At 73.0% G+C, this 13384-nt stretch carries 12 protein-coding genes; 3 read left to right on the plus strand and 9 right to left on the minus strand.

Translation table 11 applies throughout. The annotated features are described in order from the left end of the window. Positions 1 to 67 precede the first annotated feature (67 nt). From AB0I32_RS24245 to AB0I32_RS24275, 7 genes are all read right to left on the minus strand, one after another. Positions 68 to 1369, minus strand: a complete 1302-nt coding sequence (locus AB0I32_RS24245; protein WP_357510723.1) for an alginate lyase family protein — start codon at positions 1367 to 1369, stop codon at positions 68 to 70. Next, on the minus strand, positions 1369 to 2703 hold the full coding sequence (locus tag AB0I32_RS24250) for a ricin-type beta-trefoil lectin domain protein (RefSeq protein ID WP_357510725.1): 1335 nt from the start codon (positions 2701 to 2703) through the stop codon (positions 1369 to 1371). The genes AB0I32_RS24245 and AB0I32_RS24250 overlap by 1 nt, the downstream gene beginning before the upstream one ends. A 100-nt stretch (positions 2704 to 2803) precedes the next feature. Next, the gene (locus AB0I32_RS24255; RefSeq protein WP_357510727.1) at positions 2804 to 4531 is read right to left on the minus strand and encodes an ATP-binding cassette domain-containing protein; all 1728 of its coding nucleotides are present in this window, start codon (positions 4529 to 4531) and stop codon (positions 2804 to 2806) included. A gap of 241 nt (positions 4532 to 4772) precedes the next feature. Next, entirely contained in the window at positions 4773 to 5288 is a 516-nt protein-coding gene (locus tag AB0I32_RS24260; protein ID WP_357510729.1) for a DoxX family protein, read from the minus strand. Positions 5289 to 5394: 106 nt separating this feature from the next. Further along, positions 5395 to 6291, minus strand: a complete 897-nt coding sequence (locus tag AB0I32_RS24265) for an ABC transporter permease subunit (RefSeq protein ID WP_357510731.1) — start codon at positions 6289 to 6291, stop codon at positions 5395 to 5397. Beyond that, a complete protein-coding gene (locus AB0I32_RS24270) occupies positions 6288 to 7274 on the minus strand; it encodes an ABC transporter ATP-binding protein (RefSeq protein ID WP_357510792.1) in 987 nt (328 codons plus the stop codon). Before AB0I32_RS24270 ends, AB0I32_RS24265 begins: the two co-directional genes overlap by 4 nt. 26 nt (positions 7275 to 7300) lie before the next feature. Continuing rightward, positions 7301 to 8395: an outer membrane lipoprotein carrier protein LolA gene (locus tag AB0I32_RS24275; protein ID WP_357510733.1), complete on the minus strand. Its 1095-nt coding sequence runs from the start codon at positions 8393 to 8395 to the stop codon at positions 7301 to 7303. A gap of 176 nt (positions 8396 to 8571) precedes the next feature. Here AB0I32_RS24275 and AB0I32_RS24280 point away from each other — a divergent pair, with 176 nt between their 5' ends. Both AB0I32_RS24280 and AB0I32_RS24285 read left to right on the plus strand, forming a co-directional pair. Continuing rightward, positions 8572 to 9255, plus strand: coding sequence for a response regulator transcription factor (locus tag AB0I32_RS24280; RefSeq protein WP_357510735.1), 684 nt, complete (start codon positions 8572 to 8574; stop codon positions 9253 to 9255). Continuing rightward, positions 9255 to 10598 (plus strand): HAMP domain-containing sensor histidine kinase, encoded by a 1344-nt coding sequence (locus AB0I32_RS24285; RefSeq protein WP_357510737.1) that lies wholly within the window; start codon positions 9255 to 9257, stop codon positions 10596 to 10598. Before AB0I32_RS24280 ends, AB0I32_RS24285 begins: the two co-directional genes overlap by 1 nt. Positions 10599 to 10637: 39 nt before the next feature. Here the strand turns inward: AB0I32_RS24285 and AB0I32_RS24290 are convergent, their stop codons facing one another. Further along, positions 10638 to 11219, minus strand: coding sequence for a TetR family transcriptional regulator (locus tag AB0I32_RS24290; protein ID WP_357510739.1), 582 nt, complete (start codon positions 11217 to 11219; stop codon positions 10638 to 10640). A gap of 125 nt (positions 11220 to 11344) precedes the next feature. Between AB0I32_RS24290 and AB0I32_RS24295 the strand changes: the two genes are divergently transcribed. Then, on the plus strand, positions 11345 to 12748 hold the full coding sequence (locus AB0I32_RS24295; RefSeq protein ID WP_357510741.1) for an FAD-dependent monooxygenase: 1404 nt from the start codon (positions 11345 to 11347) through the stop codon (positions 12746 to 12748). On the opposite strand, the gene AB0I32_RS24300 is transcribed toward AB0I32_RS24295, so the two are convergent. Then, positions 12742 to 13371 carry a DUF4190 domain-containing protein gene (locus tag AB0I32_RS24300; protein WP_357510743.1) on the minus strand — a complete coding sequence of 210 codons (630 nt, stop codon included), beginning with the start codon at positions 13369 to 13371 and terminating at the stop codon, positions 12742 to 12744. The genes AB0I32_RS24295 and AB0I32_RS24300 overlap by 7 nt on opposite strands. Positions 13372 to 13384 lie beyond the last annotated feature (13 nt).

Here is a 13384-nt window from a genome sequence, read left to right on the forward strand (position 1 = left end):
CTGCTGACAGCCGGCCCGATGCTGATGTCGGGTGGCTGTCCCACGACTACCCCGCGCACAACGGGTGTCAGCCGAGCACGCGCGGGTTGTCCGCGTGCGTCAGGGTCTCCCACGCCACGAACAGGTTGTTCGTGCCCTGCGGCCGCATCGACTCGGTCAGGGCCTGGGTGTTCGTCATCCCGTGGCCCTGCCGGTTGTGCAGCGCGTTGAAGCCGACCTCGGTGATCGGGCCGAGGCCCAGGTGCACCGAACCGCCGCAGAGCCACGACGGCACGGCGGTACCGCGCTGGTAGGTGGAGTGGAGCCCCAGTGCGTGCCGCAGCCGCTCCCCCACCTGCGGGTAGAGGTCGTCACCCTGGATGGCGGCGGTCTCCGCGACGTGCGAGATCGCCGAGAGGCCGTAGCCGGTGTGCGTGAAGTCCCGGCAGGTCTCCTGCGCGAGGCCGTTGACCAGCGTGCGCTGGTTGTGCCAGAACGCGAAGATCTGGTCGGGCGTGTCCCTGCCCGTGCCGGGAACGGTGCGCGGCACCGACCCGTCGGAGGTCAGGTAGATGAACGCGGGCACCCGTACGAGGAACCGCTGCCTGGCGGACGCGTACGCGTTCCGGTCGTCGAGGAAGACGGCGATGCCGACGGCGGCCTCCATCATCGACAGCTCCCAGTTGCCGTTGCTGCGGGAGCCGTTGATCACCTCCGGCAGATAGACGTTGCGCAGCATCGTCTCGAACCGGTCGACGTCGGCCGCCGCCCAGCCCGCACCCGTGTACCGGATGATCTCCGCGGCCCGCGGCCACACCGAGCCCGCCCACGCCGTCTGCAGGGGCGCGTTGGAGTTGGTGTGGTCCCGGATCACGGGCGACCACGCGTTCATGATCGCTATCGACTTCTGCGCGTACCGCGCGTCGCCGGTGACCGACCAGGCGAGCGCGTGCGTGTACGCCGCGATGGCGTCCTCCCGCTCGTCGGTGCACCCGTAGTTGGGGTTGGAGTACGACCCGCACTCGACCACCGCCCGCGGATGCGGGGTGTACGAGAGCGACGCGTACCGGCTGCCCATCATCGCGTCGTACGCACGCCGCCACGGCTGCGCCCCGGCCTGCACCTGCTGCCGGACGAAGTCGAGCTGCGACCGGCTGACGTGCACCCCCGGGTGCGTGAAGGTGGTGGGCACGTCCGCCGGGACGGCAGCCGGCCCGGCGTCGGGGACCCCGGCCTGCCCGACGGCGGCGGGTGCGCCCGCCGCCGTCGTCCCCCCGCCGGCAGCCCCGCTCGCCGCCCCCGCCGTCGACAGCAGCATGCCGACGGCTACCGCGACGCTCACACCGACGCTGACCAGCGCCCCCGCCGCCCCGCGCCGTCCGGGGCGCATCAGAACCCCGCCGTGATGCGAGTGAACTCGTACCCGGGCTGGTCGCGGTTCACGGACCAGAACGCGAACCGCGTCAGCCCGTTGTTGCGCGCGTAGTCGCGGATCTGCGTCCAGGCGGCCGTCGTGGTGATCTCACCCTGGTCGGAGCTCCCGTTCATGCCCGAGATGCCCATGTGGGCGTAGGCCTGCGCGTCGGTCCAGCCGTTGGCGGACTTGAGCTGGTTCTTCAGCCCCTCGGACGCGTTGATCGTGTCCTGCGCGATGTTCGAGGAGCCGAAGTTGAACGGCATGATCGTGTAGTTGTCGATCGGGACGCCGAGCTGTGCGGCCCGGTTGATGAGCCGGGTGCCCGCACCCTCGGGACCGCTGCGGCCGGTACCGATCGTGACGGCGATCTTCACGTTCGGGTTGTTCTGCTTGACGATGATCAGACCCTGCAGGATGCGGTCCTGGACGGTGTAGTTCTCGAACTCGTCGGAGTTCTCGATGTCGAAGTCGACGACGTGCGGCTGGTGGGCGTTGATGACCTGCTGCACGGCCCCGGCGAACGCGGCCGGCGTCGAGCAGTTCGGGCCGAGCTTGTTGCCGGACCAGCCGCCGAACGAGATCTGCACCTGGCCGCCCGCGGCCTTGATCGCGTTGATGGTCTGCTGGTCGACGCCGCCCGTGAGCGGACGGCTGCCGTCCCAGGCGGGGTTGCAGCCGCCGGAGGACAGGATGAACGCCATGGTGAACGCCCGGATCCCCGTCTGGCTCATCACCGACGTGGCGCTCGGCGGGTTGCCCCAGCCGAGGTAGAGGTACGGCGCGGCAGGCATCTTGGCCGGGTTGGGCTGCGGGTTGCCGCCGCCCGTCGGGAGCGTCCAGCGCTGGTTCGCGGCACCGGCGGTGCAGTCCCAGAGCTGCAGGGGTGTGCCGTCGGCCGAGCTGGGCCCGGTCGCGTCCAGGCACTTGCCCAGCACGCGCAGCGTGCCGTCGCCGCCGGCGGTCCACCGCTGCGCGGCGGTGCCGTTGCAGTCCCAGAGCTGGGCGCGGGTCCCGTTCGCGGAGCTCCCGCCCGCCGCGTCGAGACACTTGCCCAGAGCGCGCACCGTGCCGTCGTCGCGCACGTCCCAGCTCTGCGCGTTCGTGCCGTTGCAGCCGTAGAGCTGGACCTGTGTGCCGTTCGCGCTGTTGGCCGCGGCGACGTCGACGCACTTGCCGCCGTAGCCGGTGATGGAACCCGTGGCCGCCTGCGCCGGCAGCGCGCCGCCGCCGAGCGTCAGCGCGGTGACGAGTGCCATGGACAGAACCGCGAGGCCACCGAACACACGGCGCCGTAGACGTGCTTGCATGGTCGTCCTCCTTCTACTTTCAAGCTTGTAAGTAAGGAGAACTTACGACTTCCTTGACACCCGCAACATCAGGGCTTCCCCGTACACCGTCCACACTGCGCTACCGACGCATCTCCGTCAGGTTGCCCTGCGCGTCCAGGCGGATCTCCGCGTCCAGGTCCAGCCGGTCCAGGAACGTCTTGTCATGGCTCACCACCAGGAGCGCACCCCGGTAGGCCGACAGCGCGTCGACGAGCTGGTCGGTGCTCGCGATGTCGAGGTTGTTCGTCGGCTCGTCCAGCAGCAGCAGCTGCGCCGGCGGGTCGGCCAGGAGCAGGCTGGCCAGCGCCACCCGGAACCGTTCGCCGCCCGACAGCGTGGCGACCGGCCGGTCCACCGCAGCACCCCGCACCAGGAACCGCGCCAGACGGTTGCGCAGCTCCCCCGGCGGCACGTGCGGTGCACCCGCCCGCACCGCCTCCAGCACGGCCACGTCGTCGGGCAGCACGTCCACCCGCTGCGGCAGGTACGCGACCCGCTCGGTCAGCACCTCACCCCCCGCCCCGCCGCGGCTTCGTCCAGTGCTGGGTATCTGTCGATCGACATCGGTCTCGACCCGCACGTACCCAGCGCTCAACGAGGCCGTAGGGTGGAGGAGGTGTTCCAGCAGCGTCGTCTTGCCTACGCCGTTCGGGCCGGTCAGGGCTATGCGCTCCGGGCCCTGGATCACCACCTCGCGGCCGTCCGCGCCGCGGAGCACCGCCAGCCGTCGGCCCGCGGGCACCCCGGGGTCCGGCAGGTCCACCGAGATCCGGTCGTCGTCCCGCACCGCGCGCTCCGCCTGGTCCACCGCCGCCCGGGCCGCGTCCACCTTGTCGTCGAGCATCCCGCGGCGTGCACCCTGCGACTTCTCCGCGCTGTTGCGGCGGTCGTTGATCACGGCCTTGACGTACTTGCTGTTCGCGGCGTCCTTGCGCCCCTTGCGCTCGCTGTGCGCTATCCGCTCCTCGGCCTCGATCCGCTGCCGCTTCTCCCGGCGCAGCGTCTGCTCCGCAGCGCGCAACGTCTGCGCCGCCGCCTCCTGCTGCACCGCGAGCCACTCCCGGTACTGCGAGTACGGACCGCCGAAGGTGGTCAGCGAGCCGGCACGCAGCTCCGCCGTCTCGTCCAGCAGCTCCAGCAGCGCCAGGTCGTGCGAGACGACGACGAGCGCGCCCCGCCAGCCCCGCACGAGCTCGTAGAGGCGCTCGCGGGCGCCTCCGTCGAGGTTGTTGGTCGGCTCGTCGAGCAGGGCGACGGCGGCACTCCCGTTCGACTGCCGCAGGCGGACGCCGGTGATCGCGGTGAGCATCGTCTCGCCGCCCGAGAGCGTCGCGACCGAACGGTCCAGCCCTGTGGGCAGGCCCGTGGCCGAGAGCAGGGCGACGGCGCGCTCCTCGACGTCCCAGTCGTCGCCGACGACGTCGAAGTGCGCTGGATCGACGTCGCCCGACTCGATGGCGCGCAGCGCGCGCACGACCGGCGAGATGCCGAGCAGGTCGGCGACCGTGGCACGGCCTCGGGGTCCTCGCGAGATTCCGGAGCGCAGCGAGGGAATCTCGTGGGGTGAGGCGTCGAGGGTGATCCGCTGCGGCAGGTAGTCGGCGGTCCCGCTCAGGGTGATCTTGCCCGACGTCGGCGTGAGGAGCCCGGCGACCAGGCGCAGCAGGGTGGACTTGCCCGCCCCGTTGAGGCCGGTCAGGCCCGTGCGGCCGCGGCCGAAGGAACCGGAGACCTGGTCGAGCGCGACGGCGCCGTCGGGCCAGGCGAAAGTGACGTCGTGCAGCACGACAGAAGGGTTGGACAACATGGAAGGACTCCCGGGTGGTGGCTGGTGCCGACGCCGGGATGCCGCAACGGATGGTGCGGCGGGACAGGCGTCAGCGCGAGGTGGTCTCGTACCGGGAGATGCCTGTCATCACAGTCCTTCGGGTTGCTCCCTCACACCGCGGACCGCCCGCAGGAGCAGAGAAAGCCTGCCACGACCCCACGCCGGGGCGCAACGTGATTCACGGCGCCCTTGCCGCACGCCACGGTGCGCCCCGGCGAGATCAGCGTCCGGTCAGGACGGCCCAGCGGATGCGCTCGCTGCGCAGGAACAGCGCGGCCCAGACACCGACGGCGTACAGGACGGGCATGAGCGTGTGCGACAGCGAGTCCTCCAGCCGGATGTGCGCGGCCACGGCGCCGCCCAGGTAGGCGGTCAGCAGCAGCCCGCCGAGGAACGCCGTCCACGGCACGACGTAGAGCACCACCGCCACGGCCTGCAGCACCCCGATCAGCAGGACGGCGGACGCCGGGTATCCGATGGCCTCGAACATGCCGACGGACCGCTCGGACTCGGTGAGCTGGCCGTACGCGCCCTGGCCGAGGTTCACGGCGATCACGAGCGTGATCAGCCAGCCGAGCACGGGAGCGGCCCGTCCCGCGAACGCCCACCAGCCGCGGGATCCGGTGGCAGGGGCTGGTTCGGTGTCCCGGGCCGGGGCCCGCGTGGCGGCGTGTGCGGCTGAGCGTGGTGCGGCGGGTCCGACGGCCTCGGTGGGGCCTTGAGCATCGATGGTCATGTCGTGGTCTCCGTCTCGTGCGACGTCAGCGGCGCGGTCGAGGGAAACGTAGGACGTGGGAATGGCCGCGGAACACGGCGCTAAACGTTTAAGGGATGAAACCCGCTCAGCCGTCCCTGGTCGTGAGACGGGCGTAGGCCAGCGAGATACCGATCACGAGGTAGCACGCCGCCCGGAACGCGCCCTCGGCCAGGCCGTCGAACGAGACCGGGTCGCGGATCAGGTCGACCAGGCTGGCGAGCGACGACGGCAGCAGGTACGGGTGCAGCCAGTCCAGCGCCGAGATCTGCAGCAGGACGACGGACACGATCAGCCCGCCGAGCACGCCGACCACGACCACCATCGGGTGCTCGGTGGACGCCGAGATCGCGAGCGCCACGGCTCCGACCGCCATCAGGTAGAGCGTCGCCCAGGCGACGGCGACGCCCAGCCGCCACAGCACGTCGGCGATCGACAGCTCGGTGCCGGACATCGAGACCAGGCCGTCGGTTCCCGCGAGGACCAGCCCTGTCACCAGGCCGGACGCGACGACGACGCCGGACGCGACCAGTGCGACGACGAGCACACCCACCGCCTTGACCAGCAGCAGGCGTCCGCGGGAGACGGGGGCGAGCAGCCAGCCCCGCAGCGTGCCGTGGGACTGCTCACCGGCCAGCGCGTCACCGCTCGCCATCGCCACGGTGAGCGGCAGCATGAGCATCAGCAGCGTCATGAGCGAACCGAGCGGCAGCACGAACGCGCTGGTGGCCATGGTCACGAAGATCGGCGGGCCGCCGTCGGACGCGCCGGGACCGGCGCCCACGGGGCCGGAGTCGACGGGGGCGCCGCCGCCGTCGAGCGTCAGGTCGACGGCGATACCGGTGATCACCGGGAGCGCGGCGAGCAGGGCCAGCACCACCAGGGTGCGCGGACGCCGGAAGATCCACCGCACCTCGGCCCGCAGCAGGCGTCCGAGCGGGGCGCGCCGCGAGCCAGGCTCGACCGTGCCGACCACGGCGGTCATCGCGCCACCTCCGGCTCGTCCGCGTCCAGCTCGCCGACGAGCTCGCCGACGTCGTGCGTGAGCCGTGCGAAGGCCTCCTCCAGGCCGGTGCGCTCGCGCCGGGCCTCGTCCACGCGCGCGCCGCCGCGCACCAGCGTCTCGATCACCGTCGCAGGCTCCGTCGTCGTGAGGTCCACGCGGACGCCGCCCGGCGCGAGCCGGGCGGGGATCCGGTGGTCCCGCAGGGTGTCCACCGCGGCTGCGCCGTCGGGCGTGGACACCAGGAGCGTGGGGCTGCCGGACTCCAGCAGGTCGTCCAGCGCGCCCTGCGCCACCACCACACCCGCGTTGAGCACCACCACGTGGGTGCAGGTGGCCTCGACCTCCGCCAGGAGGTGGGACGACACGAGCACCGTCACACCGCGGTCGTGCAGCTCGGCGATGATCCGGCGGACCTCCTGCGTGCCGGCCGGGTCCAGGCCGTTCGTCGGCTCGTCCAGCACGACCAGCCTGCGCGGCGCGAGCAGCGCCGAGGCGAGCCCGAGGCGCTGCTTCATGCCCAGCGAGTACGCGCGGTACTTCTTCCTGGCCGCGCCCCCGAGACCCACCCGCTCCAGGGCCGTCGACACCGCGCCGTCCAGGTCGCCGCCCGCCAGCAGCGGCTCGGCGGCGGCGAAGCGCAGCAGGTTCTCCCGGCCGGACAGGAACGGGTGGAAGCCCGGCCCCTCCACCAGCGCTCCGACGTGCGGGAGCACCTGGTCGGCGGACCCGGGCACCGGCACGCCCAGCAGCTCGATCTCGCCCTCGGTCGGCTGGACCAGGCCGAGCAGCATCCGGATGGTCGTCGTCTTGCCGGAGCCGTTCGGCCCGAGCATCCCGACCACTGCGCCTTCCGGGACCTCCAGGTCGACGCCGTCCACGGCGACCGTGCCGCGGTAGACCTTGCGCAGCCCTCTGGTGCGGGCCGCGAGCACGGTGCCGGAGCCGCTCGCGGCCTCCGGCACCGTCGCTTCCTCGGCGTGCGCAGGGGTCACCGGCGGACCGTGCCGTCGAGGGCGTCGACGAGCACCTGCCGCGGCACCGCACCGGCCGCGACCCGGCCGTCGTCGGTGAGCACGACGCCGCCGACGGCGGCCTGCACGTGGGTCCCTGAACCGAACTCGCCGGACACCGGCGTGCCGATCTGCTCGAGCATCCCGCTGAGGTCCTGACCGCCTTGCGGGCCGTCCTCGAAGGAGCGGGCGGACGGCGCCTCGGCGGGCGCCTCGCCGATGACCACCGTGTCCCAGCCGTCGCCGACCGTCGTCGTCCGCTCCTCGACGGCGTCCTCGCCCCTGGCGTCGCGGAGCGCGCCCGCGGCGTCGTCTGCCTCGGTGGTCTCGACCTCTGCGCCCTCCGGCGGCGTGAACTCGAACAGGTCCGCGTCCTGCGCGCCGAGCTCCAGCTCGACGAAGCCGAGCGACAGGACGGGATCGGACGTGCCGCCCACGAAGACGTCGAACCGCAGCGGGATCCGCGTCTCCGCGTCGATCGCAACGGTGATCTCCCTCAGCAGCGTCTTCTCGGTCGGCTTCGGCGTCAGCACCAGCTCGTACGCCGCGCGGTCGGCGACCTTCGCCGTGCCGTCCACGAAGATGTCGCTGGTCGGGCGGAGGCGCTCGATGATCTCGGCCGCCGCCTGCGACGGGTCCGCCAGCTCGGCCTCGGCGTGCCCGCGCGCGGCGTCGGCGTCGGCCGCGTCCCAGGTGAGGCTCTTGGCCGTGCGCTCCTGCGAGTCGTAGGCCCACGCCTCCTCGGCGTTCTTGACGAACGTCAGCTCGGACGCCTGCCGCTCGACCTGGACCCGGGCGCCCTCCGCGCCGTCGTGGAACACGCGCACCGTCTCGAAGTCGAGCGCCTCGGTCCCGGGTACGGCGGGCAGGCCCAGCTCGTTCTTCAGCTCGGCCTCTCCTGCGAACGCCGGCGCCTCGGCCGCGAGCGCCGAGGCGACCAGCTCCTCGGCGCCGATCTCCGGCAGCACCAGCTCGTCGTCCGCACCCGCGGGCAGGGCGCTCAGTGCGAGACCCGCGAGCCCCAGGGTGATTCCCGATCCCGCGGCGACCAGTGCCTTCGTCCTGGGCCTCATGTCCGGCTCCTTCGCTCTTCGACCAGTGTGCGCTACCGATACCGTCGATCGATAGGTCGATCGATACCGTCAACGATGCCCCCTGCCTGCTGAGACCTTCCTCAGGGAGCGGTCGCACGCGGCGAGTTCCGTGCGGGAGGTCCCGGCAGGGCAGGCCATACGGCATGCTGGCACGCATGAGGCCGCAGATCCTCGTGGTCGACGACGAGCCGGGCGTCCGCAAGGCGCTCGACCGCGGCCTGCGCGCGGAGGGCATGGACGTGACGGTCGCCGCGGACGGACCGTCGGCGCTCGAGCTGGCCCGCACCGGGTCGTACGACGCGATCCTGCTGGACATCATGCTTCCCGGCCTGTCCGGGTACCGCGTGCTGCAGGAGCTGCGGTCCGACGGCGTCGCGACGCCCGTGCTGCTCGTGTCGGCGAAGGACGGCGAGGTGGACCAGGCCGACGGCCTGGACCTCGGGGCCGACGGCTACGTGGTCAAGCCGTTCTCCTTCGTGGTGCTCCTCGCCCAGCTGCGCGCCACCCTGCGCCGGGCGGCGGCGGGGACCGCGCGGGACCGGATCCGGCTCGGGCCGCTGACGGTCGACCGGGAGGCGCGCACGGCGCGGTACGACTCCGTCGACGTCCCCCTGAGCCCGCGCGAGTACGCGCTGCTGGAGGCGCTGGCCCTGCGGGCCGGGACGGTGCTGACCAAGGAGGAGCTGCTGCACGAGGTGTGGGGCGACGAATGGGCGGCGACCAGGAACGTCGTGGAGGTGTACGTCGGCTACCTGCGCCGCAAGCTGTCCGCAGCGGGCGCCGGGGACCTGGTCCGGACCGTGCGGGGACGCGGGTACCAGCTCGGCGAGCCACGCTAGTGCGGACATCAGGGCAGACGACGCCGGGTGGGCGCTGGGCGGGCACGTCGTTGCGCCTGCGGATCACAGCCCTCGTCACGGCGGTCACGCTGGCCTGCCTGCTCGGCCTCGCGACGGTCGCCGGCCGGGGCCTTGGACCGCTGCTGACGGATGCGGTGGACGACGAGCTCCAGGAGGCGCTGCGCGGCGCCGCGCGCTCGGTCGCCGCGGGCGGCGCACCCGCCGCGCCCGACGGCCTGGCGGTCCGCGTCCTGGATACCGCGGGCGGCCCCGTCGACGACGGCGCACCCCCGGCCCTGACACGCGACGAGGTGCGCAGCCTGAAGGCCGGTACGCCGACCACCGCGGACGGCCGGGGGCCGGTCCGCTGGCACGGCACCGTCGTCACCGTCCCGGACGGCAGCCAGCGGCTCGTGGTCGTCGGGGCCGGGCTCGTGGGGCAGCATGCCGCCGAGGCGGCGGGCAGCCGGTGGCTGCTGGTGACGGCGCTCGTCGGGACGGTCGTCGCGGGGGTGGCGATCTGGTTCGCCGTCGGGTCGGCGCTGCGTCCGGTCGCGCGGATGCGCGGGTCCGTCCGCGGTCTCGCCCCCGGTGAACGCGTGGCGGTGCCCGACGCCGCGGCCCGCGAGCTGCGCGCCCTGGCCGACGACTTCAACGCCCTCCTGGACCAGCAGGACGCCACGGCGGAACGCCTGCGGCGGTTCACCGGCGACGCCGCGCACGAGCTGCGCTCCCCCGTCGCGTCCATCCGCCTGCAGTCGGAGGTCGCGGTGGCCAACCCCGACCCGGAGCTCTCGCACGAGGTGCACGCCGACGTCCTGGCCGACGCCGAGCGGCTCTCGGCGCTGCTCGACGGGCTGCTGGTGCTGGCCCGTTCGGATGCCGGCGAGCTCCCGCCGTCCGAGACCGTCGACCTGGTGGGCGAGGTGCACGCCGCGGTCGCGCGCGCCGGGGAGCAGCCGGCGCCGATGGTGGTCAACGCCATGACCGGCCAGGCCTGGGCTGCAGCCGCGCACACCGAGGTCGAGCTCGTCCTCGACAACCTGCTGCGCAACGCCTGCCGGTACACCCGTACCCGCGTGGTGGTGTCGGTGCTGGCGAGCCGGTCCACCGTCCGCGTGCTGGTCGACGACGACGGGCCGGGCGTGCGGCCGGAGCACCGGTCGAAGATCTTCGACCGCTTCTACCGGGTCTCCGACGACCGCGCCCGTGCCTCCGGCGGCGCCGGCCTCGGCCTGGCGCTGGTCGCCGAGCTCGTCCGCCGCCGGGGCGGCCGGGTAGCGGTCGGCGAGTCGCCGGACGGCGGCGCCAGGTTCACCGTCGTCTGGCCCCGGGCGGACTGAGCCGCCGGCCGGGCTGGTCCGGCTGAGGCACGCCGCGGGTCACGGCGCCTCAGCGGTGATGTACCGCTGCACCGTGGGTGCGAGCCACGCGACGACGTCGTCGCGGGACATGTCAGCGGCCGGACCGAACTTCAGCACGTACCGCACCAGCGCCATGCCGAGCACCTGCGAGGCCACGAGCGCGGCGCGGCGTTCGGCGTCTGCCGGGTCGGGCACGAACGCCCGGGCTGCCGGCACCAGCTGGGTGCCGAACACCTGCCGCAGGCGGTCGGAGCCGGACTCGTTGGTCACGCCCACGCGCAGCAGGGTCCGCAGCACGGTGTCCCGCTCCCACAGCTCGAGGAAGTGCGTGACCAGGACGACGCCCAGCCGGTCCGGGTCGATCTCGCTGAGGTCCGGGAAGTCGAGCTCGACGTCGATCACCGCGGCGAACAGGCCCTCCTTGGAGCCGTAGTAGCGCATGACCATGGAGGGGTCGATCCCGGCGTCGCGCGCGATGGCGCGCACCGTCGCGCGTTCGTACCCGTCGGCCGCGAAGCGCTCCTTCGCCGCGTCCAGGATCGCGGCGCGGGTCGTGTCGGAGCGGCGCGGGGCTTCAGAGCCTGTCATCTCACCTGTCATGTCAACAACTGTAGGCCAACGCCTGTTGACGCGTGCGTGACGCGCTGGCTAAGGTGGTGGTCAACAAGCGTTGGCAAACAAGCGTTGGCGGAACGACCACCGGCGCGGCAGCCGAGGAGGACACCATGAACACGGACGTCATAGTCGTCGGAGCCGGGCCCACCGGCCTTCTGCTCGCCGGAGACCTCGCCACAGCGGGTGCCCGCGTCACCGTGCTGGAGAAGCGTCCGGCAGGGCTGAGCAACCTCACCCGGGCGTTCGCCGTGCACGCCCGCAGCCTCGAGGTGCTCGACGCGCGTGGCCTCGCGGACGAGCTGCTCCCCCAGGGCCAGCCGGTCCGGAGCCTTCAGCTCTTCCAGCGCCTCACGATCAACCTGGCGGACCTGCCGTCCCGGTTCCAGTACGTGCTGGTCGCGCCCCAGTACGAGGTGGAGCGGCTGCTGCGCCGGCGAGCCGAGGAGGCCGGCGCCGTGTTCCGGCACGACGCCGAGGTCACGGGCCTGGCCCAGGACGCCGAGAGCGTCACCGTCACCACCGCCGACGGCTCGTCGCTGCGTGCCGCGTACGTGGTCGGCACCGACGGCGCCCGGTCCGCGGTGCGGCGAGCGGTCGGCATCCCGTTCCCTGGCCGCGCCGTCATCCGCTCGATGGTCCTGGCGGACGTTCGGCTCGCCCGCAAGCCCAGCGATCTCATCACGGTCTCGGCCGAGAACAACTCGCTGGGCTTCCTCGCCCCGTTCGGCGGCGGCTGGTACCGGTTCATCGGCTGGCACGGCAACCGCGACGTCAGCGAGGACGAGCCGGTCGACCTCGACGAGGTCCGCTCGATCGCGCGCGCCACGCTGCGGGACGACTTCGGCATGCACGACCCGCGCTTCCTGTCCCGCTTCCACGCGGACGAGCGGCAGGCACCCACCTACCGCAAGGGCCGCGTGCTGCTGGCGGGCGACGCCGCCCACGTGCACAGCCCGGCGGGCGGCCTCGGCATGAACACGGGCATGCAGGACGCCGCGAACCTGGGCTGGAAGCTCGCCGCCGCCCTGCGGCTGCCCGACGGCGCGGGGGCGGCCGTCCTCGACAGCTACGAGGCCGAGCGGCACCCCGTCGGCAAGCAGGTGCTGTGGGCAAGCGGCGGTATCCTGCGGGTGGCCACCCTCCCGGGACCGCTGTTCGCGGTCGTGCGCCGATCCGTGATCGGCGTCGTGTCGCGCGTCGCCCCGATCCGGCGTCGGGCCGCACTCACCGTGTCCGCGCTCGGCGTCGCGTACCGGAGCCCGCGCGGAGCGCACCCCCTGGTCGGTACGCGCGCACGCGACCTGCCGCTGGAGGGCGGCTCGCGCCTCGCCGAGGCGCTGCGCGCGGGCCGGTTCGTCCTGGTCGCCCCCGCGGGCGCGCCGACGCCGGACCTGCCCCGCGCGCTCGGCGAGGTGGATCCCGCCGAGCGTGTGGTGGTCCGCAGGGCCGACGGCGGCGCCACCACCCTGCTGGTCCGCCCCGACGGTTACGTCGCGGCGGCCAGGGGTCAGTAGTCCGAGTAGGTGGAGGAGTCGCTGAAGAAGCCCTCCCGGAACTCCGGGATGCTGAACAGGATCGCGATGCCGATGCCGCCGAGAACCGTCAGCCCGATGGTGACCCAGCCGGTGATGATGCCACCCAGGGCCAGACCGGGGTTGTCGGCGAGGCCCTCCTTGTTGGCCTTGCGGCTCATGTACCCCGTGATGAGCGCGGGGATGGCCGCGAGGAAGCCGACGAAGCAGCTCAGCAGCATGAGGATGCTGAGGATGCCCAGAACGAGCGACCACACGCCGAGTGCGTTCTTCTCGGCGGGGGCGGTGTACCCGTAGGGAGCTCCGTACTGCCCCGCGTGGGGCTGGTACGGCCCGGGCGCGCCGGCCTGCTGATACGGCCCCTGCGGGCCGACCTGCTGGTACGGCTGCTGGGTGTATGGCTGCGGGTCGGCGGGCCCCGGCTGGTAGGGCTGGGGCGGCGCGGGCTGCTGCAGGTCCGGGTACGGCTGCCCGTACGGGGGCGGTACCGCTGCCTGGTCGGGCGCGGAGGACTGGTCCGGGACGGAAGCCTGGTCAGGGACGGGGTCCGGGGTGTTCCGCTGCGGCGGGTCGTACGGGGACTTCCACTCGTCCGGCTGGGTCATGCTCGTACCTTCC

Source organism: Promicromonospora sp. NPDC050249 (genome assembly GCF_040656015.1).
GTDB lineage: Bacteria > Actinomycetota > Actinomycetes > Actinomycetales > Cellulomonadaceae > Promicromonospora.

Bases quoted from the DNA above. Each gene is read 5' to 3' on its own strand.
- AB0I32_RS24260 (WP_357510729.1), bottom strand. From the start codon at position 5,288: ATGACCATCGATGCTCAAGGCCCCACCGAGGCCGTCGGACCCGCCGCA.
- AB0I32_RS24275 (WP_357510733.1), bottom strand. From the start codon at position 8,395: ATGAGGCCCAGGACGAAGGCACTGGTCGCCGCGGGATCGGGAATCACC.
- AB0I32_RS24265 (WP_357510731.1), bottom strand. From the start codon at position 6,291: ATGACCGCCGTGGTCGGCACGGTCGAGCCTGGCTCGCGGCGCGCCCCG.
- AB0I32_RS24300 (WP_357510743.1), bottom strand. From the start codon at position 13,371: ATGACCCAGCCGGACGAGTGGAAGTCCCCGTACGACCCGCCGCAGCGG.
- AB0I32_RS24290 (WP_357510739.1), bottom strand. From the start codon at position 11,219: ATGACAGGTGAGATGACAGGCTCTGAAGCCCCGCGCCGCTCCGACACG.
- AB0I32_RS24255 (WP_357510727.1), bottom strand. From the start codon at position 4,531: ATGTTGTCCAACCCTTCTGTCGTGCTGCACGACGTCACTTTCGCCTGG.
- AB0I32_RS24250 (WP_357510725.1), bottom strand. From the start codon at position 2,703: ATGCAAGCACGTCTACGGCGCCGTGTGTTCGGTGGCCTCGCGGTTCTG.
- AB0I32_RS24295 (WP_357510741.1), top strand. From the start codon at position 11,345: ATGAACACGGACGTCATAGTCGTCGGAGCCGGGCCCACCGGCCTTCTG.
- AB0I32_RS24280 (WP_357510735.1), top strand. From the start codon at position 8,572: ATGAGGCCGCAGATCCTCGTGGTCGACGACGAGCCGGGCGTCCGCAAG.
- AB0I32_RS24245 (WP_357510723.1), bottom strand. From the start codon at position 1,369: ATGCGCCCCGGACGGCGCGGGGCGGCGGGGGCGCTGGTCAGCGTCGGT.